Source organism: Jeotgalicoccus sp. S0W5, from assembly GCF_011634875.1.
GTDB lineage: Bacteria > Bacillota > Bacilli > Staphylococcales > Salinicoccaceae > Jeotgalicoccus > Jeotgalicoccus marinus.
The window spans coordinates 202,967-224,145 of record NZ_SIRQ01000018.1; the positions used below are offsets into that span (position 1 = coordinate 202,967).

Consider the following 21,179-nt stretch of genomic DNA (forward strand, 5'->3'; position numbering starts at 1 on the left):
TAGCACCCCCGAGAAGAATTGAACTCCCATCTCAAGAACCGGAATCTTACGTGTTATCCATTACACCACGGGGGTAAAATATAAAAATAACAAAACTCATTATATCAAGAATGATAGGACTATTAAAGCCTTAAATATTGACTCTCTTGGGACGATAGTAATAAGATAAATGTCATATTGATTTAAAGGTTATTATCTTTGACCTTGTTTGACTAATGTGTTATAAATAAATAAGAGATTATGCTAGATCATTAATTTAGGAGGCAAAAAATATGAATTTAATACCTACAGTAATTGAACAAACTAACCGCGGTGAACGTGCATACGATATTTACTCAAGACTGTTGAAGGATAGAATCATCATGATTGGTAGTGCAATTGATGATAACGTTGCAAACTCTGTAGTCAGTCAGCTTCTATTCTTACAAGCTCAAGACTCTGAAAAAGATATCTATCTATATATTAACTCACCAGGTGGTAGTGTCACAGCTGGTATGGCAATCTATGATACGATTCAACACATCAAGCCTGATGTTCAAACAATTAGCTTAGGCCTTGCTGCTTCAATGGGATCATTCCTTTTAACAGCTGGTGCCAAAGGTAAACGCTATGCTTTACCAAATGCTGAGATAATGATTCACCAACCACTAGGTGGTGCTCAAGGTCAGGCGACTGAAATTGAGATCGCAGCTAAACATATCTTACAAACACGTGAAAAACTCAATAAAATCTTAGCTGAACGTACAGGTCAACCACTAGAGAAAATCGAGAAAGATACTGACCGTGATAACTTCATGACAGCTGAAGAAGCTAAAGAATATGGTCTAATCGACCACGTAATGGAACCAGAAAAATAATATATTATGAACGAAAAGCGTTTAGGTCACGTGACTTAAACGCTTTTTTTTATTATTATGAAATTAGAATAAACTCAGGAGGTTGTCTAGTGAATATACTTATTTCCGGTGGAACTGGTTTTATCGGCAGTCATCTTACTAATGTTTTAAAGAAAGATCGCCATCACGTCTATATTTTAAGTCGGCAGTCTAAATCAAGTGAACATCCCTACGTGCATTATATAAAGTACGATGAAGATAACTATAATGATCTATCTTGGACTAAAGAATTACCAGAAGAAATCGATTTAGTCTATAACTTCTCAGGCGCCTCGTTAAATAATAAATGGACAGATTATTATAAAGATTTAATATTATCGAGCCGTTTAAACATGACCAATATGCTCTATCAATGGCTTTTTGATTCTAAAATTAAACCGCTCGCCTTTGTTAATGCAAGTGCAATCGGTTACTATCCGACAAGTAAACTTGTTGAGTATGATGAGTACGACGTCTTGTCACCGAATGACTTCTTATCTACAGTGGTAAATAAGTGGGAAGGTGCTGCGAGACAAATTGAATCTTTAGGTATCCGAACTGTGTATACACGTTTCGGCTTAATCTTATCTCGTGAGGAAGGTGCCTTACCTATTCTCGAAAAATTATATAAGGCAAACTTAGGTGGAAATATTGCTTCTAGTCGTCAGTGGTACTCTTGGATTCACATTGACGATGTCATTAACGCCTTATATTTTGTTGGACTCAACCAAGATATAGATGGACCTGTAAATATTACAGCACCCGTCGCTGTGAGACAAAAGGAATTCTCTAAAGTACTCAGCGCCGTACTCGGCACACCAAATTTCTTTAAAACACCGAACTTCTTGTTAAACAGTTTGCTCGGTGAGCGCTCAATGTTAATTACTGAAGGTCAAAAAGTCCACCCAAGACGCTTGTTAAACAATGAGTTTAAATACTTGTACCCCACTCTAGACCAAGCTTTAGAACAAATTTATAGTAAATAAAAATTCCCCTGTTCGATAAGATTACATCGTACAGGGGTTTTAATTAAAATATTTTTTCTTCACCATTGCGGATTTTTTCAGCAATGTCGTCTAACTTTCTAAGTCGATGGTTCACACCTGATTTTGAAATCGGTCCAGTCGATACCGACTCACCGATTTCTTTTAAGGTCATGTCTTGATTATCCACTCGAATTCTAGCGACTTCTCTTAGGCGTTCTGGCAATTCATCTATGCCAATTTCCTCCTCTATAAATTTAATGTTTTCCACTTGTCTCATTGAAGCATTTATCGTCTTATTTAAATTTGCTGTTTCACAGTTTACTAGACGATTGACTGAATTTCTCATATCTCTGACAATACGAATATCTTCAAATTTAAGTAGCGCTTGGTAACCACCTATTAAACTGAGGTAGTCAGAAATCTTTTCTGCTTCTTTTAAGTAGACTAAATAGCCACGTTTTCTATCGATAAATTTCGCATTCAAACCATAGCCATTCATTAAGTCTGTCAGTTCAGCTGCATGATCCTCATAGAGGGTTGCAATTTCTAAATGGTAGGCTGAGGTTTCCGGATTATTTACTGAACCACCTGCTAAGAAGGCCCCTCTTAAGTAGCTTCTTCTGCAGCAATCATTGGCTAGAATTTCATCAGTCACACGGTTTGTTAATAGACCACCTTCAAAAATCTCTAGATCTTTTAATACTGCCATCGCTTCTTTTTTAATTCTACATATATAAACATTATTCTTTTTTAACTTCATTTTTTTACGCACAAGTAAGTCAATTTCTATTTTGTAGACATTTTTTATTAGTGAAAAAATTCGTCTCGCTATTGCCGCATTTTCTGTTTGGACATTGATTACCCACTCATTGTCAAAGTAACTGACTGCACCGTTCATCTTGATCAAGGCAGAAAGTTCACTTTTCATGCAGCATTCATCAACTTCAATTCGTGTTAATTCGTTTTTCATTTCGGAAGCAAATGACATGCAACCACTTTCCTTTCAAATTCTACCTAGTACTCTAGTGTTCTTGATTCATCGATAACGATATCGTAGATAATCTCTGCTAGCTTTTCATTGTTATGGCGGACAACGCCTTCATCATCAACAATGATCAACTCGTCATGCGTAATGACTTTTACACCGTTTGCTTCGATTTTATTGCGTTCACTTTCAATAATATGAACGCCTCTTTCTTTGTACGTTGAAGCCATCTGACTATAGACATCTCTTTCATTTAAAATGACATAATCAATGACCTTTCTCTTAATATGTTTTTCAATAGCATAAAGATGGTCATAGGCTGACATGCCCATTGTCTCCCCTGGCTGCTCTAATAAATTTGCGACATATACTTTGATGCCTGTTGAATCCGTAAGTGCCTCTTTAATACCATTAGGTAAGAGATTAGGAATAATGCTTGTATATAGTGAGCCTGGCCCTAAAACGACTATATCAGCTTCCATAATGGCTTCGACTGCAGCAGGTGTTGCATCAATATTCGTTGGAATAAGATAAATTTCTTGAATCTCTTTCTTAATCTTTGGAATATAGCTTTCCCCGATAATCAATGAGTCATCTACCATTCTTGCTGCTAATTTTGGACTAACATTAGTCGATGGAATGACTGTACCTTTAACGTTTAAAATTTTGGATAGTTCGCTTACTGCTGTCGCAAAGTCTCCACTTAAGTCATACATTGCTGCTAACATAAGGTTTCCTAGAGAGTGACCTGATATTTCATCCTTTTTAAAACGATAAGTAAACAGACCTTCAAGCATGGGTTCTACTTCACTTAAGGCGGACATTACGTTTCGAATATCGCCTGGAGCTGGCATATCTATCTGATCACGGATAATTCCTGTTGAGCCACCGTCATCTGCAACAGATACAATTGCAGAAATTTCTACAGGATATTTTTTCAATCCACGTGAGAGTACAGATAGTCCAGTTCCACCACCGATTATCGCGATTTTTATTTTAGCTTTCGCCATGAGTGGAACCTTCTATATTTGCATCACGGTGGCTAGTATTAATTTGAAAACTAAAATCATGAGTTAAATCTTCCCCTAGACGTTTAGCTAAGGCAACTGAGCGATGTTGGCCACCTGTACAGCCAATTGCAATCGTCAATTGTGACTTACCTTCTTTAACGTACTGCGGGATTAGATAGTAGATTAAATCAGAAAGTTTTTCATAGAAAGTATCTGTGTCCTGCCATTTCATCACATAATCATAAACCAAAGCATTTAAGCCAGTTAGTGGACGCAAGTCTTCAATGTAGTATGGATTCGGTAAAAATCTTACGTCAAACATCAAATCTGCATCAATCGGCACACCATGCTTAAAACCGAAGCTTACGACGTTGACTGTATAGAACTCTTCACGTCCTCCACTGTACATACTAAACATCTTATCCTTGAGTTCCTTTGGTGACAGTAAAGTCGTATCTACTATTACTGTCGCACGACTTTTTAAATCATCCAAGATTTGACGCTCTTTCTTAATGGCATCTAAGAGCGCGACACCCTCGTTTAACGGGTGAGCACGACGTGTTTCCTTATAACGGCTAACTAGTCGCTCATCATCTGTATCTAAGAAGATAATTCTAAGCATCAATTCTTTACTGTTCGAAACGAGATTCAGTTGTTGTATTAAATCATCAAAAAATTCTTTTCCTCTTAAGTCTACCCCTATTGCCACTTTCGACATTTTACCATCAACTGAATCCATCAGTTCTACAACCTTGGGTATCAAAATAGGTGGTAGATTATCAATACAAAAATATCCCATATCTTCAATTGCTTCTAATGCTACTGATTTCCCAGAACCACTCATACCTGTCATTATGATTAAACTTTTCATTCGACACACCCTTAAAAGAGATTTAGTCTTAGCCTTTGTTTTATACTCATTTTACTATGAAAAATCCCCCATATGGGGGAAATTTCAACTTATTCTCCGTCTTCTAACTTTTCTAAGTAGTGCTGAGCATTTTGAGCTGCTAAACTACCATCGCCAGTGGCAGTAACGATTTGTCTAAGTGATTTCTCTCTCACATCTCCTGCTGCAAAAATTCCAGGAATTTTCGTTTCCATCTCTTCATTGGTTTCAATGTAACCATTGTCATTTAGAATTCCAAGGTCTTTGAATGGTTCTGTAAGAGGCAACATACCAATGTAGATAAACACACCATCGGCCTTGTGTTCATATACTTCACCAGTATTTTTATTTTTAAGTGTGACAGATTGGACTTTACCTTCACCATTAATTGATTGCAGTTCAGTATCCCAAATGAAGTTCATCTTTTCATTTTTAAAGGCTCTATCCTGCAAGATTTTTTGCGCACGTAATTCGTCACGACGGTGAACAACTGTAACTTTACTTGCGTATTTGGTTAGGAAAACACCTTCTTCTACTGCAGAGTCTCCCCCACCAATCACAACGAGTTCACGCTCTTTAAAAAATGCACCGTCACATACTGCACAATAACTTACCCCGCGTCCGCGTAGTAAGTCTTCGCCTGGTACACCAATTGTTTTATATTCTGCACCAGTTGCAATAACGACTGATTTTGTATAAATATCTTCAGATGAAGTTTTTAGGATCTTAATGTCTCCATCTAATTCAACACTTTTAATATCTCCAAATTTGTACTCTGCACCAAATTGCTGCGCATGTTCAAACATTTTTGATGATAATTCGGGTCCAGTAATCATAGTAAATCCTGGGAAGTTTTCTACTTCCTCAGTATTTGCCATCTGTCCACCTGGTACGCCACGTTCTAAAAGCACTGTTTTTAATTCTGCACGAGATGCGTAAACGGCTGCTGTCATTCCTGCAGGACCAGCACCGATGATTACAACATCATAGATCGTCTTTTCGTCCATAGTTTATCTCCTTTAAAAAATTGCTATATACTATTATAGTCACTTAAGGTCATTTATTCATTAAATTTGCTTGAGGTGTTCAATTGCCTTGTTTAAACGATAGTTTGTCGTATTAAAGGTTTCTACCAAATACTTTTTGGTTAACTTTTTCTGTGAATGATAACTATATAGGACCGCGGCAACATAACTTTCAACATCGTCAAATTCCTTATGCACCTCATATAAGTCATGGAAGATATCAATCCACATTAACAAAGTATCCTCTTCAGTAAAACCTTTATCGTATAGTAATTCTAAACCAATGTGCATACGACCCAATCTCACAAGTTTTAGTCCCTGAAACAAAAACGAAACGTATAATTTTTCATAATCATCAAGTTCTTCTATACGATTCCAGATTGATAAACCGATTATCGCTTCCTTCGGTTCAATTTTAGAAATTAAATATAAGGCAAGCAGTCTTTTATGTTGATCATCATCATTTAAATACTTTTCCTCAAGACTGAGAATTTGGTTAGCCGCTTCTGATTTTTTCCATGGACTAAATTTCTCGTCTAACTGATGGAAGTTTTGCATTTTTGTCCAGTATGATTTAGATTCTTCTGTCTTGCCTAGATGAAATGATGAAAAACTCAGGGCATGTAAGAGCTGGAAGTTCATAACCCTCTGCTTTTTATAGAGCGGGAATAACAAGCGGTAAGCATGTTCATATTTCTGTAGGAAATTTAGCACAAGACCGACTTTAAATCTCGCATCATCATCTAATGGTTCTACGACTTCGAGTTTTTTTAAATATGACTCGTACTTTTCTATCTCATTGGTATGATAGTGAAGTAGCGTCATATGACTCAGCGCATGCATGTCAGTCTGATCATCTTCTAATAATTGTTCAAGTAAAGCCCTTGCTTCATCAAACTTATTTAAGAATAGGTAAGCCATGGCCTTTAAGTTTCTAAATTCATTTTCCGTTTGAATGTCGCTTGGTAGTGTTGTTAAATAATCTAGGGCCTCATCGACCTTGGCATTCATAAATAAGTGTTGGAAAATTTGCTGGCCGATAATTCGTTCTGCTTCCTTCTCTAACTCCGCTTCATTATCAATTTCAACTTCAAACATCTCTTCTAGTTGCTGACGATAACTATTATCTTCTGAATACGCAGCATAAGATACTCCATATAAGAATGCCTTATTTGCATCTTGACGAATAATGTTGAGCTCACTCAAAGCTTGAAAATATGAGGCATCATAATCATCTTTTACAAATGCATCGATTAGTAAATGTTCCGCTTCATTTCCGAGTCCATTTTCTGCCATAACATAGGCATACTCTGAGAGATAGTCAGGGTTATCCGGGTTTTTATCGTAGGCTTTTTTTAATAATTGCAAGGCTTCTTTTTTGTTATTTTGCTGCCTTTTCTTAATACCTTGCCTGTAGTAACTCTCTCCGTTTTGATTGAGAGAGATGATGTTGTCTTTATTCATTTTTTACCTCTCCCTTATAATCATCGGATTGCCATAGACGAGTGCATTATCCGGTACATCTTTTGACACGACTGCACCTGCACCTATCTTCACTCCACTACCAATTTTAACCCCTGGTAGAATCGTAACATTTGCACCAATCATCGTATTTTCACCAATGATGACCTTACCAATTCGATATTCATCTACTAAATATTCATGGGTTAATATTGTAGCATTATAGCCTATAATTGAATTTTTACCAATGGTAATTAATTCTGGGAACATGAGGTCTGGCATTGCCTTATAGGCAAAGGATACGTGCTCACCTAATTTTATATTTAATCCCTTTTTATAGAATGCGTGTTTGAGCTGAGTAGATGGCAAAAAACGCCCGATTTCAATGACAATAAAGTTTTTTACGACTTTACCAAAGCGAACCGTACGATATAAATGCCATAATGGATTAATTGTAAAACCACGATATCGCTTTAATTGTCTCATACTACTTCTTCCTTTTTTTCTTCTTATTCACTACTGTTGATTTATTTGAATGTGTCGGCTTATCGCCTTTACTTAAATAATTACCATATACTTCATTGTACTGTGGCAAGTTATACTGACGGTGTCGATAAATCATCGCACCAATAGCGACCACAATAATTACAATTGAAATTACTTGTGCCGTTCTTAGTAAATCAAAAATCATTAAACTATCTGTACGCATGCCTTCTATAAAGAATCGGCCGATTGAATAGTATACCAGATAAACGAGAATTGTATCACCTATTTTTAATTTTGGACGAATTAACAATAGTATAACTACACCAATAATACTCCAGACTGACTCATATAAGAATGTCGGGTGATAGTATGTACCGTCTATATTCATATGGTTAATTATAAATTCTGGAATCATTAAATTCTCTAAGAAATCTCTAGATACAGGTCCACCGTGTGCTTCTTGGTTAATAAAGTTCCCCCAACGACCAATAGCTTGGCCTAACAAAATACTCGGAGCGGCGATATCGGCAATTTGAAAGAAACTGTACCCTTTTTTCTTAGTATAAATTAAGCCCGCTAAAAATCCACCGATGAGTCCGCCATGTATCGCCATGCCACCCTCATAAACTTTTATAATATCAATAGGATTAAAGAGATAATAATCAAGGTTAAATAAGACATAATATAATCTCGCACCAATTAGAGAGAAGATAATGATGTACATCATTAAGTCCATAAATAAATCATCAGGTAGGCCTCTTTTGATTGTCTCTCTTTTTGCTAAAAAGTACCCTAGAATCATTCCTGTGAGTATGATAATTCCGTACCAGTGGATGGACAAAGGGCCTAGTGAAATCGCAACCGGATCTATGGCAGCATTTAAAATCATTTCGTGTTGCCTCCATTATCTTTTATCTTTTGATTCAATCTTTCATTAAATTCAACTGCTGCATTATGTCCCATCTGGTTCAATCTGTGATTCATTGCAGCCACTTCAATTATACCAGCAAGACTACGCCCCGGACGAATTGGGATGACTTTTCTGGTCACTTCAGAATTTAAGATTTTAATCTTCTTATCCTCCAAACCAAGTCGGTCATAAGTATTCTTGTCTTCCCAGTTTTCTAAATGAACATTTAGCATGACTCGTTTTTCAGTTAGTATACATCCTGCACCAAAGAGTGTCATTATATTGATAATTCCCAACCCACGAATTTCTAACAGATGCTGAATCAATTCTGGCGCAGATCCCATCAGTACATTCTTTGTTACTTCCTTGATTTCAACATTATCATCTGCAACGAGTCGATGCCCATTTTTAATTAACTCCAAAGCTGTCTCACTCTTACCAATACCTGAGTCACCTGTAATGAGCACTCCAATTCCATACACATCAACTAAAACACCATGCATATTTGTTTCTGGTGCGAGTTCTTTTTCTAAATATGTTGTAATACGACTAGTGAAATTTGTCGTATTATCTTCTGTCGTTAATAAAGCAGTGTTCGTTATGTTACATGCTTCTATTAATTCTAGAGGCGGCTGTAAACTTCTCGTCACTATGATGCATGGTGTTTCTTTACGACATAATCGTTTCGCACGATCTTCGCGTTCATCATCTGAAAGCACACGTTCAAAAAATGATATTTCTGTCATACCTAATATCTGTACTCGCTCTGATGAATAGTGAGAAAAGTAACCAGCGACCTCGAGACCAGGGCGAGACAAATCAAAGCTTGGAATCTCGTTTTCTAAGCCACCGTTACCTCCCCAAATTTTCAAATTAAAATGTTCCACTAAATCGTTCACTGTTAGCATAAAACACCGCCTCTAACTAATATTCTTTATGGGCAAATAGATTTAATAATATTATAACAAAAAATGGGCTGGCAAAAGCCAACCCATTATCTTTAATAGTTCTTAACTGCGATGTAAGGTCACGCTACCTACTTTAGTTCCCACTTCTAAGAATAATCCTTCCTCGTCACTATCGTTGACAAGCATGAGTTCTTTAAAGCCGATATCTTGATGTTTCATGAATCGAGCATCGACTTCTGGTGGGTAATTGATTTGACCAAGTACAGTAGATAAACGCCCTTCTAATGGTTTACCTTGTGGCACACTAATATTAATGCTACCCATATTTGAATTAATTGTCGCTTCTTCTGTACTGTTCTTAAGTGCTAAATTAACAGAACCATTTGAAGAAATTTCAATCGCTTTAGCATTTAGATTGTCTGTCATAATTGTGCCGAGCATTGAAATGACCTCGATGTTTTGATAATCACCTTCTCGGACCTTCACATTTCCTCTTGAAGTTCTTAAAAATGCACTCTTAGCTTCTACGTTAGAAAGATCAATATCACCATTTAGTATATCAATTGTTGCGTCCTGGAATTCCTTATCTTGGATCGATACACTACCATTTGATGCGGCAAGAATAATACGTTTTAAAACATCTTGTGTCACTTCAACTACGACGTTTACACGTGCTGATTTAACATCTGAAACGATGACCAGTTCACCATTTCTAACATCACAGATGATATCCTGGAAGTAGTTTTTCTTCGTATCTAATTTTCTATAGAATGGTGTCACTTCAAATTTAACGACATTCGTATTTTCAGCTGGTTTTAACTCAATATTACCATTAGCAATATCGAGTGATATACTAGAAAATTCTTCATCAATCGTTTCGATAAGACGATTTTTAGGACCTTTTGAAAACAGTGTATCAAATGATGAACCCACTGAATCAAATGCTTTTTCAAGGCCATCAAATACTTGTTTTGTTTGTCTTTGGTTGCCAAATTTATTTTTTACATTTGAGTAGGTGTCTGTCACTTTGTCTTTATTTACATACTTGTTAAACTCGTCGACAAATTGATTAATATAATCGTTAAATACGCCTTTATCTGAGTCTGACTGTTCTTCTGAAGTCTCTTGTTGTTGTTGCTTGGATTTCTCCTTCTTATCATTTAAAGCAGACATGAGTTCTATTGCTTCCGATGAAGAAATTTTGCCTTCTTCTAGCATTTTTAAGATACGTTCCTTACTTTCCACTTATATCCCTCCTAATGATTTCTGTTCAACCATTTCTTCAAGTATTGACCTGTATAACTCTTATCTTCCTTCATTACATTCTCTACTGTACCACTTACGACGATGTTTCCGCCACCCTCGCCACCTTCAGGGCCAAGATCAGTGATGTGGTCAGCAACTTTTATAACATCGAGGTTATGCTCAATGATGATGACTGTATCACCTTGCTCAACAAGACGTTGGATCACTTCAAGTAGGTTCTTAATATCTTCAGAGTGGAGTCCTGTCGTCGGTTCATCCATTATATAAAGCGTCTTACCGTTTGAACGACGATGTAACTCGCTCGCAAGTTTCACCCTTTGAGCTTCACCACCAGATAATGTTGTTGCAGGTTGTCCAAGTCTCACATATCCAAGGCCAACATCTAACAAGGTTTTAATCTTTCTCTTAATTTTAGGGAGGTTTTCAAAGAAATAATATGCTTCTTCAACAGTCATCTTTAAGACATCCGCTATACTCTTATCTTTGTATTTCACTTCTAAAGTTTCTCTATTATATCTTTTACCATGACACACTTCACAAGGTACAAAAACATCTGGTAAAAAGTGCATCTCAATACGTAAGATACCATCACCTTTACACGCTTCACAGCGTCCTCCTTTGACGTTGAAACTAAAGCGTCCTTTAGAATAGCCTCTTACTTTTGCTTCGTTCGTTTGTGCAAAAACATCTCTGATGTCATCGAAGACGCCTGTATAAGTTGCGGGGTTACTTCTTGGTGTACGTCCAATTGGGGATTGATCGATGTCGATAATTTTATCAATATGTTCAATGCCGTCTACACTTGTATGTTCTCCTGGTAATTCCTTAGTATTATAAAGTTTTTGATGTAAACTCTTATAAAGAATTTCGTTGATCAATGTACTTTTACCTGAGCCAGAAACACCAGTCACAACATTAAGCACACCTAAAGGAATATTCACATTGATGTTTTTCAAATTATTCTCTTTGGCACCCTTAATTTTAAAGACGCGTTTTTTATCTGGTTTTCTATAGTGTTCTGGCAGTGGAATCGATCTTCTTCCACTTAAGTATTGACCAGTGAGTGATGCATCGTTGTCCATCACTTCCTTAGGTGTACCTTCTGCTACAACCGTTCCACCGTGTTCACCAGCACCAGGCCCAATATCAATCAGATGGTCACTTGCGAGCATCGTGTCTTCATCATGTTCAACAACAATAAGCGTATTTCCGAGTTCAGTCATCTCTTTTAATGTACTGATTAAGCGGTCATTGTCTCTTTGATGTAGGCCAATAGATGGCTCATCTAAGATATATAAGACCCCGCTCAACTGTGAACCAATTTGTGTTGCCAGTCTTATTCTCTGTGCTTCTCCACCAGATAAAGTACCGCTCTTACGGCTCAATGTTAAGTAATCTAAACCAACATTTCTTAAGAACGATAAGCGACTGTTGATCTCTTTAAGTATCGGTTGAGCAATTTCTTCATTTTGAGCTGATAGGGATATATCTTTAAAGAATTCTAAGGAGTCTATGACAGACTGTTCAGATGTTTGACCGATATGCTGACCATCCACCTTAACAGCGAGTGCTTCTTCATTCAGTCTATAACCATCACATGTTTTACATTGAATTTCTCTCATGTATTGACTCATGACATTTCTTGTATATTCAGAAGGGCTCTCATTGTAACGACGTTCTATATTACTTAAGACACCTTCAAAAGGCATTTCTCTCGTTCTTTCCACACCATTATCTTGCTTGAATGAAAACTTAACTAGCTCATCTGAGCCTTTGAAAATTATTTCTTTATCTTTTTTACTTAAGTCTTTAAACGGTACTTTCATATCGATTTTGAAATGTGCTGCTGCCTGACTAAGCAATTGCATATAGTAAGTCGATGATATCGGTTGCCAAGTGACAATTGCCCCTTCTTCTAACGTTAAATTTGGGTCAGGCACAACGAGCGCTTCATCTACTGACATTTTCATTCCCAAGCCATCACAAGTTGGGCAAGCACCATAAGGTGCGTTAAATGAAAAGAGTCTAGGTTCTAATTCAGAAATTGTAAAGCCACATTCTGGACAGGAGAAGTGCTCTGAAAAATGCAAGTCTTCGCCATCGATAACGTTAATTGTCACATTGCCACCGGACTTGTCTAAAGCGACTTGTAGCGAGTCACTCAAGCGTGTTTCAATGCCATCCCTAACTGCTAGACGATCAATAACAACATCGATATCATGCTTCTTGTTTTTTTCTAATTCAGGTACTGATTCAATGTCATACATCTCACCGTCCACCACGACTCTAGCGTATCCTTCTTTACTTAAGGATGTTATTAATTGTTTGTGCTGTCCTTTTTTTCCTCTAGCCAATGGTGCAAATATTTGAATACGAGTACGTTCTTCTAACTGCATAATCGTATCTGTCATCTCTTCAATTGTCTGAGAAGAAATTTCGATATTATGAATCGGACAATATGGTGTGCCTGCTCTTGCGTAAAGCAATCTTAAATAATCATAGATTTCAGTAATCGTTGCAACAGTAGAGCGTGGGTTATTGCTCGTTGTCTTTTGGTCGATAGAAATTGCTGGTGACAATCCTTCAATCGTATCAACATCGGGTTTAGACATTTGTCCTAAAAATTGTCGTGCATATGAACTTAAAGATTCTACATATCTTCTTTGTCCTTCAGCATAGATCGTGTCGAAGGCTAAAGATGATTTCCCAGAGCCAGATAAACCCGTCATAACGACGAGCTTATCTCTAGGTATTTCAAGATTTACATCTTTTAAATTATTTTCTCTCGCACCTTTGATGCTTATAAATGGATTTTTCATGTCATTCACCCTTCTGCTTGAATCTCAAATATCGCGTCTCTTAATTCTGATGCAGTTTCAAAGTCTAGATTGCGTGCAGCTTCTTTCATTTCCTTATCTAACTTATCAAGAAGCTTTTGTCTCTCTGATTTGGTCATTTTCTTAGTCGGCGAAGTTTTCTTAGTCACTTTAGTGTTGTCTTCTTTAATGTCAACGTGGGCACTGATGACATCTCTAATTTCTTTTTGAATCGTTGTTGGTGTAATATTGTGTGCCTCGTTAAAGGCGATTTGTTTCTCACGGCGTCTTTCGGTTTCATCTAGTGCGTAACGCATAGAATCAGTTATCTTATCGGCATACATAATAACATGACCGTTACTATTACGTGCAGCACGTCCGATTGTTTGAATCAATGAACGTTCAGATCTTAGGAAACCTTCTTTATCTGCATCTAATATTGTCACAAGTGAAACTTCTGGTATATCTAAACCTTCTCTTAATAGGTTAATACCAACTAAAACATCGTAAGTACCCATGCGTAGCTCTCTAATAATTTCAATGCGCTCTAATGTTTTTATTTCAGAGTGAAGGTATTGAACTTTAATGCCGGCTTCTTTTAGATAAGTCGTTAAATCCTCTGACATTTTTTTAGTGAGTGTCGTGACTAGGACACGTTCATTTTTCTCCATACGGTCATGGATTTCAGCGAGTAAGTCGTCGATTTGGTGTTCTGATGGTCTGACATCAATTGTCGGATCAAGTAAGCCTGTTGGTCGTATGATCTGTTGAACCATTTTTTTAGTATGCTCAATTTCATAAGGTCCAGGTGTCGCAGAGACATAAAGTAATTGATCGGCCTTCTCTTCAAACTCAGAAAATTTTAATGGTCTATTGTCCAAGGCACTTGGTAATCTAAATCCATGATCAACTAGCACTTGTTTTCTCGCCTTATCCCCGTTATACATACCCCTAATTTGTGGTACTGTCACATGAGATTCATCAATCATAATTAAAAAATCTTTGAAGTAGTCGAGTAATGTATAAGGTGTTGAGCCTAAATCTCTAAGTGTAGTATGAACAGAATAGTTTTCAATTCCAGAACAAAAGCCCATCTCTCTCATCATCTCAAGGTCATAATTTGTTCTTTGTTCTAGTCTTTGGGCTTCAAGTAGCTTGTCTTCCGCTCTAAGGTTTTTTAATTGTTCATCTAATTCTTTTTCAATTCTCTCAATTGCAACTTTCATTTTTTCCTCACGGGTAACGAAGTGGGATGCAGGGAAGATTGCAAAATGCTCAAGTTCAGAGAATATCTCACCAGTTAAGTAGTCAATTTCACGTATTCGGTCGATTTCATCTCCGAAGAATTCAACACGAATACATTTTTCATCTCTTGATGCTGGGAATACTTCAACTATGTCTCCACGGACTCTAAAAGTTCCGCGTTTAAAATCAATATCGTTTCTCGCATATTGAATATCGACGAGTTTTCTTAAAAATTGATTACGATCGAGTTCCATACCGGTTCTAATACTGACAACTAAGTCTCTATATTCATCTGGATTACCTAAACCATAAATACAAGATACGGATGAAATAATGATAACGTCATCACCTTCAAATAAGGCACTAGTTGCAGAGTGCCTTAACTTATCAATTTCATCATTAATCGATGCATCTTTTTCTATAAAAGTATCCGTACTTGGGACATAGGCTTCTGGTTGGAAATAATCATAGTAGGATACAAAATACTCAACTCTGTTGTTTGGGAAGAACTCTTTAAATTCACTGTACAGTTGCCCAGCCAGCGTTTTGTTATGTGCGATGATCAGGGTCGGCTTACCAACCTTTTGAATCACTTGGCTCATTGTATACGTCTTACCTGTTCCAGTAGCACCTAATAAAGTCTGGTGTCTTTGGCCAGAGTTTATTTGTTCTACAAGCTCATCTATTGCCTGAGGCTGATCTCCAGCCGGCTCAAATTTAGAAACTAACTCAAAATTAGCCATTGTTTCGCCTCCACATATTTATCTATACTAGTCTAACAAAAAAAGAGTAAAAATGACAAACATTTGTTCGGTATTTTTTCACTCTTCTTCATCATTATTAAATTGATCTAACGTAAAAATCTCTACTATAATGTAACCAACAAAAATCGAAGCTGAATCAATGTAAATTACCCAATCACTCGGGTAAAACCCTCTGTAAATAGAAGCACCGAACAATACGAATGTTAGTAAAACAGCGACATACTTATTTCTTGTGAGTCTTGTAAAAACAACCACAGTGACTGCGGGTACCACCATGGCCATCATGTACCAATAAAGGTCCATAATTCTTACTCCCTATTTAAAATCGCATTGGTGATTTCAAAAAGTTCATCTTTTGGAATAAATCTTTCTTTGAGCATTTCTGTTAGAATGTTATCTAAGAAATCTTGAACCGACACCAAATGATCAAAGCGCTTAATGGTTGCTAACGATTCCTCGTATATTTCAAAGAATAAAGGCTCGGGATTTCTCTTTTGGATTTCTCCGAAAGACTCATATAAAAGATCGATTTTATCCGCCACTGAGAGTATTTGACCTTCAAGTGTGCTATCTTTTCCTTCTTTTAAACGTTCCTTATATATCACTTGATATTCTGGGGGAAATTCTGTTTCTATAAATTTAGTTGTCATCGTTTCTTCAACTTCTAAAAATAATGAATTTAGTTCTAGAGACGCATATTTTACAGGCGTTTTTATATCACCAGTGAAAATCTCCGGATAGTCATGGTTGAGTGCTTTTTCATACAGCGCACGCCAATCTACGGTACTCCCGTGATATTCTTCTACTGTACCTAAATACTGTGCAATTTTTGTCACTTTGAATGAGTGAGCCGCAACGTTATGCTCTTGGTATTTAAACTTACCAGGACAGCGTATGAGTTTTTCTAAGTCACTCAGACTTTTAAAGTATTGGTGTACTCCCATTATTTAACGCTCCTTTACATAGTTAACATAGTCTGTGATTAGGTCGGGACTAATCTCACCTATGTAGGCTCTAATTACTTCACCTTCTGAATCTAAAAAGAATGTTGTTGGCATTAAGCTGATTTTGAATTCATCCGTTACTGCTGCTTCGTTCGTTAATTCATAAACAGGATATGATACCTCAAACTGATCAAGGAATTCATCACGATTGGCAGTACTATCATCGATATTTATACCGACAACTTGAACATCTGAGTCAGCTGTTTGACTGGCATATTCATTTAACTCTGGGGTCTCACGTTTACATGGATCACACCATGATGCAAAGAAATTAACAACAGTCACCTTATTATCTGCTACCAGTGACTCAAGTGACTGATCACTATTTATTACTACTTCAGATTCCATATTTAGAGCATTTAAACCAACAGCATGGTGATTATCTCTACCTTCAGAATCTTGTAGTGTTTTTAAACTCTGTTCTCTTAGTTCCTCATCAGAGACATTGATGACAGCACCAATACTGACCCCCACAACTAAGAAGAACACGATAAAAACAACACCAATAATTATTTTCCTTAAAGACATACTGAAAGTCCTCTCGCATTCATTTTATTCATTTTACCATAAAGTTAATTCTACGAAAGTTAAGAATGTATGAACTGTCAACGAATGTCTTTTATTTGCTTAGACACGATGTCGATTCTTTTCTTGATCCTTCTTCCATTGTTTCATTTGTTTATCCACATATTCATCTACTTTATTAATCTTTTTAAAAGTGAGCACATTAATCGTACTCATAATTAATAAAGAAGAGAGCGGTACAGAAGTCCCACTGGATTTTGGTGTAATATTACTCACAATGTTCACCCTCCTATATGTCAAATAACCGTTTTGTTATGAAAGTATTCAAGAATAGAGTTTTTTTATCAATTATCACGACCTAGTTCGTGTCTTTTTGGATTTTGTGGGCTTTTCGCGAACTAGATTTTGTTCTGAATAATAAAAAAGTACACTTACATCTCATATGAGTGCAAGTGTACTTCAAATATTTAATCTCTATCAAGTATTTATTAGTAGATAAAGTTATGGTTAGCTGCTTGAGAAGCACTTAAAGTTCTTGTGCTTTTACTACCAAGGCCGCCACCGAATTGCATTTCTGATACTAAGATTGAACCGTCGCCATTAACACGTTCTACAAATGCAACGTGACCTTGACCGTATGATCCGTTAGTATATGCCGGTGCTTGCATGATTGCACCCACAGCTGGTTTATTACCTACTGAGTATCCATCAGACGAAGCTGCAGATGCCCAGTTAGAAGCATCTCCCCAGCCATTGCCAGTGCTTAAGCCCATTGATGAACGCTTTTCAAATACGTACCATGCACAGCTACCCCACTGATAGTAGTTTGTACCGTTAGATACACTAGAAGCTGGTGTTGCTGCTGCAGGTTCTGCTGCTGCCGCTTGTTCTTCAGCTGCTCTTTCTGCTTCTGCTTTTTCAGCTGCCGCTTGTTCTTCGGCTACTCTTTCTGCTTCTGCTCTTTCAGCTGCTGCTTGTTCTTCAGCTGCTCTTTCTGCTTCTGCTTTTTCAGCTGCCGCTTGTTCTTCGGCTACTCTTTCTGCTTCTGCTCTTTCAGCTGCTCTTTCTGCTTCTGCTTTTTCAGCTGCCGCTTGTTCTTCGGCTACTCTTTCTGCTTCTGCTCTTTCAGCTGCTGCTTGTTCTTCAGCTACTCTCTCTGCTTCTGCCTCTTCAGCTGCCGCTTGTTCTGCAGCTACACGCTCTGCTTCTGCTTTTTCAGCTGCCGCTTGTTCTTCGGCTGCTCTTTCTGCTTCTGCTTTTTCAGCTGCAGCTTGTTCTTCAGCAACTCTTTCTGCTTCTGCTTTTTCAGCTGCCGCTTGTTCTGCAGCTACACGCTCTGCCTCAGCTTTTTCAGCTGCCGCTTGTTCTGCAGCAACTCTTTCTGCTTCTGCTTTTTCTGCTGCCGCTTGTTCTGCAGCTACACGCTCTGCCTCAGCTTTTTCAGCTGCCGCTTGTTCTGCAGCAACTCTTTCTGCTTCTGCTTCAGCCGCTGCTTGCTCTTCGGCTGCAACACGCTCAGCTTCTTCATCTACTGAAACTTCTTCAGTTTCTTGAACAGGTTCTACTTCTTCTACCTCTTCAACTTCTACTTCTTCAGCCGCTGCCGCTTCTTCGGCTGCGATTCTCTCTGCTTCAGCAGCTTCTACTGCTGCTTGTTCAGCTGCTACACGCTCTGCTTCTGCTTTTTCAGCTGCCGCTTGTTCTTCGGCTGCAATACGTTCTGCTTCTGCTTTTTCTGCTGCAGCTTGTTCTTCAGCTGCTTGTTGAGCTTCTGCATCTTCATTTGCTGAAATATTTACTTCTACTTCCTCAGTTTCTTGAACAGGTTCTACTTCTTCCACTGCTTCAATTTCTACAGTTTCTGAAGCAACTTCTTCACCTGAGATTGTTAATTCTTGTCCAACAAAAATTAAATCACTAGATAAGTTATTTAACTTCATGATTTCTTTGTAATCTAGAGAGAACTGTTCACCGATTTGTGAAAGTGTATCTCCTGCTTGTACAGTATATGTATTCGGAGTTTCAACAGGTGCTGGTGCCTCTTCTTCCGCTTCGTTTACTGTTAATACGTCACCTGGGAAGATAAGGTCGCTTGTTAATTCGTTATCCGCTTTAAGATCAGCTACTGATGTTCCAACTTCATTAGCTATTCCCCATAATGTATCTCCACTAGCTATTTTGTATTCGTCTGCTGAAACCGTCGTTGCTGCGACACCTGTAATTGCTGTTAATGTTGCTACAGATACTACTGTCTTTTTCATAAAGTGAATGTCCTCCTACTAATAATCATTTTATTTTTTATTTTTTTATGTTTGGCTGTTGATTGATATGTAACTCTTCCGTTATTACGACACGTAATAAACTATATCATAAGAGTTATTACAATAAAGCCTTGTAATATATTTGTAATATAAAAGAAATTTATTAGAAATCTGGACGTGTTTTCTTTACAAATGATTTATTTAACTATGCATTGTTATAGTAATTTACTCGGATAAAATAATTTACTATATTAGCTTAAGTTAACAAAAAACCGCTAAGTTTTTTAATAAAACTTAACGGTCTTTCTCTGATTGTTTTATTGTTTTTCTGAAAGCCATTCTGCTAGTTTACTCAGTTGTTCTTGATCTTCTACTAATCCACCTGGCATTGGTCCTTTTCCTTCTTCGATAACAGTTTTGATTTCGTCTACTGATAATCTACTACCGACTTCTTGAAGGTTTGGTCCTGATGCGCCTTCTAATTCTCTACCATGACAACTAAAGCAAGATGAAGCTTCGTAAATTGCCTGACCATCATCTACCGATGCATTGTCTGAAGTCGCACTTTCTTCTTCACCTGAACCACATGCACTCAGCACGAGTACTACACCAAAGCTAAGAGACATCATTATCTTTTTCATTTTACAGCCTCCATCTACTTTTACATTACCATTCTTAGATATGCATGTATGAACGGTGATAAGTCACCATCCATTACTTTGTCAGTATTACCTGTTTCATAGTTTGTGCGATGGTCTTTAACCATTGAATACGGGTGAAAGACATAGCTTCGGATTTGACTTCCCCAGCCAATTTCTTTTTGTTCACCTTTAATATCTTCGATTTCTGCTCTCTGTTCTTCGATTTTCTTTTGATAGAGCTTAGCTCTCAACATATTCATCGCTTGTTCACGGTTCTTAATCTGTGAACGTTCATTTTGACATGTCACGACAATCCCTGTGGGTAAATGCGTGATTCTGACAGCTGAATCAGTCGTATTTACGTGCTGACCACCTGCACCACTTGAACGGTAAGTATCTATTTTAATATCATCATTGTTAATTTCTATTTCAACATCCGTATTTTTAAACTGCGGAATTACTTCGCAGGATACGAAGGATGTATGTCGTCGCCCTGAAGAATCAAATGGAGAAATTCTTACAAGACGGTGGACACCCTTCTCAGCCTTTAATAACCCATAAGCATTGGCACCTTTAATGGATAACGTCACACTCTTAACTCCAGCTTCGTCCCCAGCTTGATAGTCGACTGTTTCAACTTTAAAGCCTTCACTTTCACTGTAACGTTGATACATTCTTAGTAACATCTCAGCCCAGTCTTGTGATTCTGTACCACCTGCACCAGGATGTAGTTCCAAGGTTGCATCCAAAGCATCGTGTTCGCCTGAGAGTAATAGGTTCAATTCATATGCTTCAATATTTTCTTCTGTTTCTTTGATTGAGTCCGATAAAATGGCCTCAAGCTCACTGTCATGCTCTTCCCGTAATAATTCATATGACGTTTCAATATCATCAACTGACGCCTCAAGATTATTAAAACCATCTACAATTTTCTTCAAATGATTATTCGATGCAATGACGTCATTAGCAGCATCACTATCATTCCAAAAATTAGGATCCAGCATCTGTTCTTCATTTTCTTTAATTTGAGTCTCTTTTTCTTCTAAGTCAAAGAGACCCCCTAAAGTCTTCTAGCTTATCTCTTGAACTTTGTATGAAAGATTTTACTTCACTTAATTCCAT

General features: G+C 37.4%; 20 protein-coding genes and 1 tRNA gene. 2 read left to right on the forward strand and 19 right to left on the reverse strand.

All coding sequences use genetic code 11. The features are described from left to right. Positions 1-3 precede the first annotated feature (3 nt). Positions 4-75 (reverse strand) — tRNA-Arg (locus EYB29_RS10920). A 197-nt stretch (positions 76-272) separates the two neighbouring features. On the opposite strand from EYB29_RS10920, the gene clpP reads away from it, so the two are divergent. Together clpP and EYB29_RS10930 are read left to right on the forward strand one after the other, a co-directional pair. Continuing rightward, positions 273-857 carry an ATP-dependent Clp endopeptidase proteolytic subunit ClpP gene (gene clpP, locus EYB29_RS10925; protein WP_026867317.1) on the forward strand — a complete coding sequence of 195 codons (585 nt, stop codon included), beginning with the start codon at positions 273-275 and terminating at the stop codon, positions 855-857. An 89-nt stretch (positions 858-946) separates the two neighbouring features. Next, a complete protein-coding gene (locus EYB29_RS10930) occupies positions 947-1,861 on the forward strand; it encodes a TIGR01777 family oxidoreductase (RefSeq protein ID WP_166627254.1) in 915 nt (304 codons plus the stop codon). A 43-nt stretch (positions 1,862-1,904) separates the two neighbouring features. Here EYB29_RS10930 and whiA read toward each other — a convergent pair whose 3' ends face one another. From whiA to prfB, 18 genes are all read right to left on the reverse strand, one after another. Continuing rightward, positions 1,905-2,849, reverse strand: a complete 945-nt coding sequence (gene whiA, locus EYB29_RS10935; protein ID WP_026867315.1) for a DNA-binding protein WhiA — start codon at positions 2,847-2,849, stop codon at positions 1,905-1,907. Between the two features lie 26 nt (positions 2,850-2,875). Continuing rightward, complete coding sequence (locus EYB29_RS10940) at positions 2,876-3,856, reverse strand: gluconeogenesis factor YvcK family protein (protein ID WP_166627255.1); 981 nt, start codon at positions 3,854-3,856, stop codon at positions 2,876-2,878. Continuing rightward, positions 3,843-4,727: an RNase adapter RapZ gene (gene rapZ, locus EYB29_RS10945; protein WP_166627256.1), complete on the reverse strand. Its 885-nt coding sequence runs from the start codon at positions 4,725-4,727 to the stop codon at positions 3,843-3,845. Before rapZ ends, EYB29_RS10940 begins: the two co-directional genes overlap by 14 nt. Before the next feature lie 89 nt (positions 4,728-4,816). After that, the gene (trxB, locus tag EYB29_RS10950) at positions 4,817-5,752 is read right to left on the reverse strand and encodes a thioredoxin-disulfide reductase (protein ID WP_166627257.1); all 936 of its coding nucleotides are present in this window, start codon (positions 5,750-5,752) and stop codon (positions 4,817-4,819) included. Between the two features lie 60 nt (positions 5,753-5,812). Next, entirely contained in the window at positions 5,813-7,234 is a 1,422-nt protein-coding gene (locus EYB29_RS10955; RefSeq protein WP_166627258.1) for a tetratricopeptide repeat protein, read from the reverse strand. Positions 7,235-7,237: 3 nt separating this feature from the next. After that, positions 7,238-7,717: an acyltransferase gene (locus EYB29_RS10960; RefSeq protein ID WP_026867310.1), complete on the reverse strand. Its 480-nt coding sequence runs from the start codon at positions 7,715-7,717 to the stop codon at positions 7,238-7,240. Position 7,718: 1 nt separating this feature from the next. Next, entirely contained in the window at positions 7,719-8,606 is an 888-nt protein-coding gene (gene lgt / locus EYB29_RS10965; protein WP_166627259.1) for a prolipoprotein diacylglyceryl transferase, read from the reverse strand. Further along, the gene (gene hprK, locus EYB29_RS10970; protein ID WP_026867308.1) at positions 8,603-9,535 is read right to left on the reverse strand and encodes an HPr(Ser) kinase/phosphatase; all 933 of its coding nucleotides are present in this window, start codon (positions 9,533-9,535) and stop codon (positions 8,603-8,605) included. The genes lgt and hprK overlap by 4 nt, the downstream gene beginning before the upstream one ends. A gap of 102 nt (positions 9,536-9,637) precedes the next feature. Next, positions 9,638-10,780 (reverse strand): DUF4097 family beta strand repeat-containing protein, encoded by a 1,143-nt coding sequence (locus tag EYB29_RS10975; RefSeq protein WP_166627260.1) that lies wholly within the window; start codon positions 10,778-10,780, stop codon positions 9,638-9,640. An 11-nt stretch (positions 10,781-10,791) separates the two neighbouring features. Further along, positions 10,792-13,620, reverse strand: a complete 2,829-nt coding sequence (uvrA, locus tag EYB29_RS10980; RefSeq protein WP_166627261.1) for an excinuclease ABC subunit UvrA — start codon at positions 13,618-13,620, stop codon at positions 10,792-10,794. Between the two features lie 5 nt (positions 13,621-13,625). Next, the gene (uvrB, locus tag EYB29_RS10985; RefSeq protein WP_166627262.1) at positions 13,626-15,605 is read right to left on the reverse strand and encodes an excinuclease ABC subunit UvrB; all 1,980 of its coding nucleotides are present in this window, start codon (positions 15,603-15,605) and stop codon (positions 13,626-13,628) included. Positions 15,606-15,683: 78 nt separating this feature from the next. Then, complete coding sequence (locus EYB29_RS10990; protein ID WP_026867304.1) at positions 15,684-15,929, reverse strand: DUF2198 family protein; 246 nt, start codon at positions 15,927-15,929, stop codon at positions 15,684-15,686. Between the two features lie 5 nt (positions 15,930-15,934). After that, positions 15,935-16,570: a YfbR-like 5'-deoxynucleotidase gene (locus tag EYB29_RS10995; protein WP_166627263.1), complete on the reverse strand. Its 636-nt coding sequence runs from the start codon at positions 16,568-16,570 to the stop codon at positions 15,935-15,937. A gap of 3 nt (positions 16,571-16,573) precedes the next feature. Then, on the reverse strand, positions 16,574-17,158 hold the full coding sequence (locus tag EYB29_RS11000; RefSeq protein WP_166627264.1) for a TlpA disulfide reductase family protein: 585 nt from the start codon (positions 17,156-17,158) through the stop codon (positions 16,574-16,576). A gap of 99 nt (positions 17,159-17,257) precedes the next feature. Further along, positions 17,258-17,431 carry a hypothetical protein gene (locus EYB29_RS11005; RefSeq protein ID WP_156889181.1) on the reverse strand — a complete coding sequence of 58 codons (174 nt, stop codon included), beginning with the start codon at positions 17,429-17,431 and terminating at the stop codon, positions 17,258-17,260. Positions 17,432-17,643: 212 nt separating this feature from the next. After that, positions 17,644-19,416: a LysM peptidoglycan-binding domain-containing protein gene (locus EYB29_RS11010; RefSeq protein WP_166627265.1), complete on the reverse strand. Its 1,773-nt coding sequence runs from the start codon at positions 19,414-19,416 to the stop codon at positions 17,644-17,646. A 317-nt stretch (positions 19,417-19,733) separates the two neighbouring features. Further along, positions 19,734-20,057 carry a c-type cytochrome gene (locus EYB29_RS11015; protein WP_026867671.1) on the reverse strand — a complete coding sequence of 108 codons (324 nt, stop codon included), beginning with the start codon at positions 20,055-20,057 and terminating at the stop codon, positions 19,734-19,736. Between the two features lie 20 nt (positions 20,058-20,077). Then, positions 20,078-21,179 (reverse strand): peptide chain release factor 2 gene (gene prfB, locus EYB29_RS11020; protein WP_156889196.1). Its coding sequence is split into 2 segments (ribosomal slippage): positions 20,078-21,115 and positions 21,117-21,179, totalling 1,101 coding nucleotides; the frame shifts between segments, so codons are not numbered across the junction.

Excerpts from the sequence above, each read along its gene's own strand:
- clpP (WP_026867317.1), top strand. The coding sequence starts at position 273 with ATGAATTTAATACCTACAGTAATTGAACAAACTAACCGCGGTGAACGT.
- whiA (WP_026867315.1), bottom strand. The coding sequence starts at position 2,849 with ATGTCATTTGCTTCCGAAATGAAAAACGAATTAACACGAATTGAAGTT.
- EYB29_RS10940 (WP_166627255.1), bottom strand. The coding sequence starts at position 3,856 with ATGGCGAAAGCTAAAATAAAAATCGCGATAATCGGTGGTGGAACTGGA.
- rapZ (WP_166627256.1), bottom strand. The coding sequence starts at position 4,727 with ATGAAAAGTTTAATCATAATGACAGGTATGAGTGGTTCTGGGAAATCA.
- trxB (WP_166627257.1), bottom strand. The coding sequence starts at position 5,752 with ATGGACGAAAAGACGATCTATGATGTTGTAATCATCGGTGCTGGTCCT.
- EYB29_RS10955 (WP_166627258.1), bottom strand. The coding sequence starts at position 7,234 with ATGAATAAAGACAACATCATCTCTCTCAATCAAAACGGAGAGAGTTAC.
- EYB29_RS10960 (WP_026867310.1), bottom strand. The coding sequence starts at position 7,717 with ATGAGACAATTAAAGCGATATCGTGGTTTTACAATTAATCCATTATGG.
- lgt (WP_166627259.1), bottom strand. The coding sequence starts at position 8,606 with ATGATTTTAAATGCTGCCATAGATCCGGTTGCGATTTCACTAGGCCCT.
- hprK (WP_026867308.1), bottom strand. The coding sequence starts at position 9,535 with ATGCTAACAGTGAACGATTTAGTGGAACATTTTAATTTGAAAATTTGG.
- uvrA (WP_166627261.1), bottom strand. The coding sequence starts at position 13,620 with ATGAAAAATCCATTTATAAGCATCAAAGGTGCGAGAGAAAATAATTTA.
- uvrB (WP_166627262.1), bottom strand. The coding sequence starts at position 15,605 with ATGGCTAATTTTGAGTTAGTTTCTAAATTTGAGCCGGCTGGAGATCAG.
- EYB29_RS10990 (WP_026867304.1), bottom strand. The coding sequence starts at position 15,929 with ATGGACCTTTATTGGTACATGATGGCCATGGTGGTACCCGCAGTCACT.
- EYB29_RS10995 (WP_166627263.1), bottom strand. The coding sequence starts at position 16,570 with ATGGGAGTACACCAATACTTTAAAAGTCTGAGTGACTTAGAAAAACTC.
- EYB29_RS11000 (WP_166627264.1), bottom strand. The coding sequence starts at position 17,158 with ATGTCTTTAAGGAAAATAATTATTGGTGTTGTTTTTATCGTGTTCTTC.
- EYB29_RS11010 (WP_166627265.1), bottom strand. The coding sequence starts at position 19,416 with ATGAAAAAGACAGTAGTATCTGTAGCAACATTAACAGCAATTACAGGT.
- EYB29_RS11015 (WP_026867671.1), bottom strand. The coding sequence starts at position 20,057 with ATGAAAAAGATAATGATGTCTCTTAGCTTTGGTGTAGTACTCGTGCTG.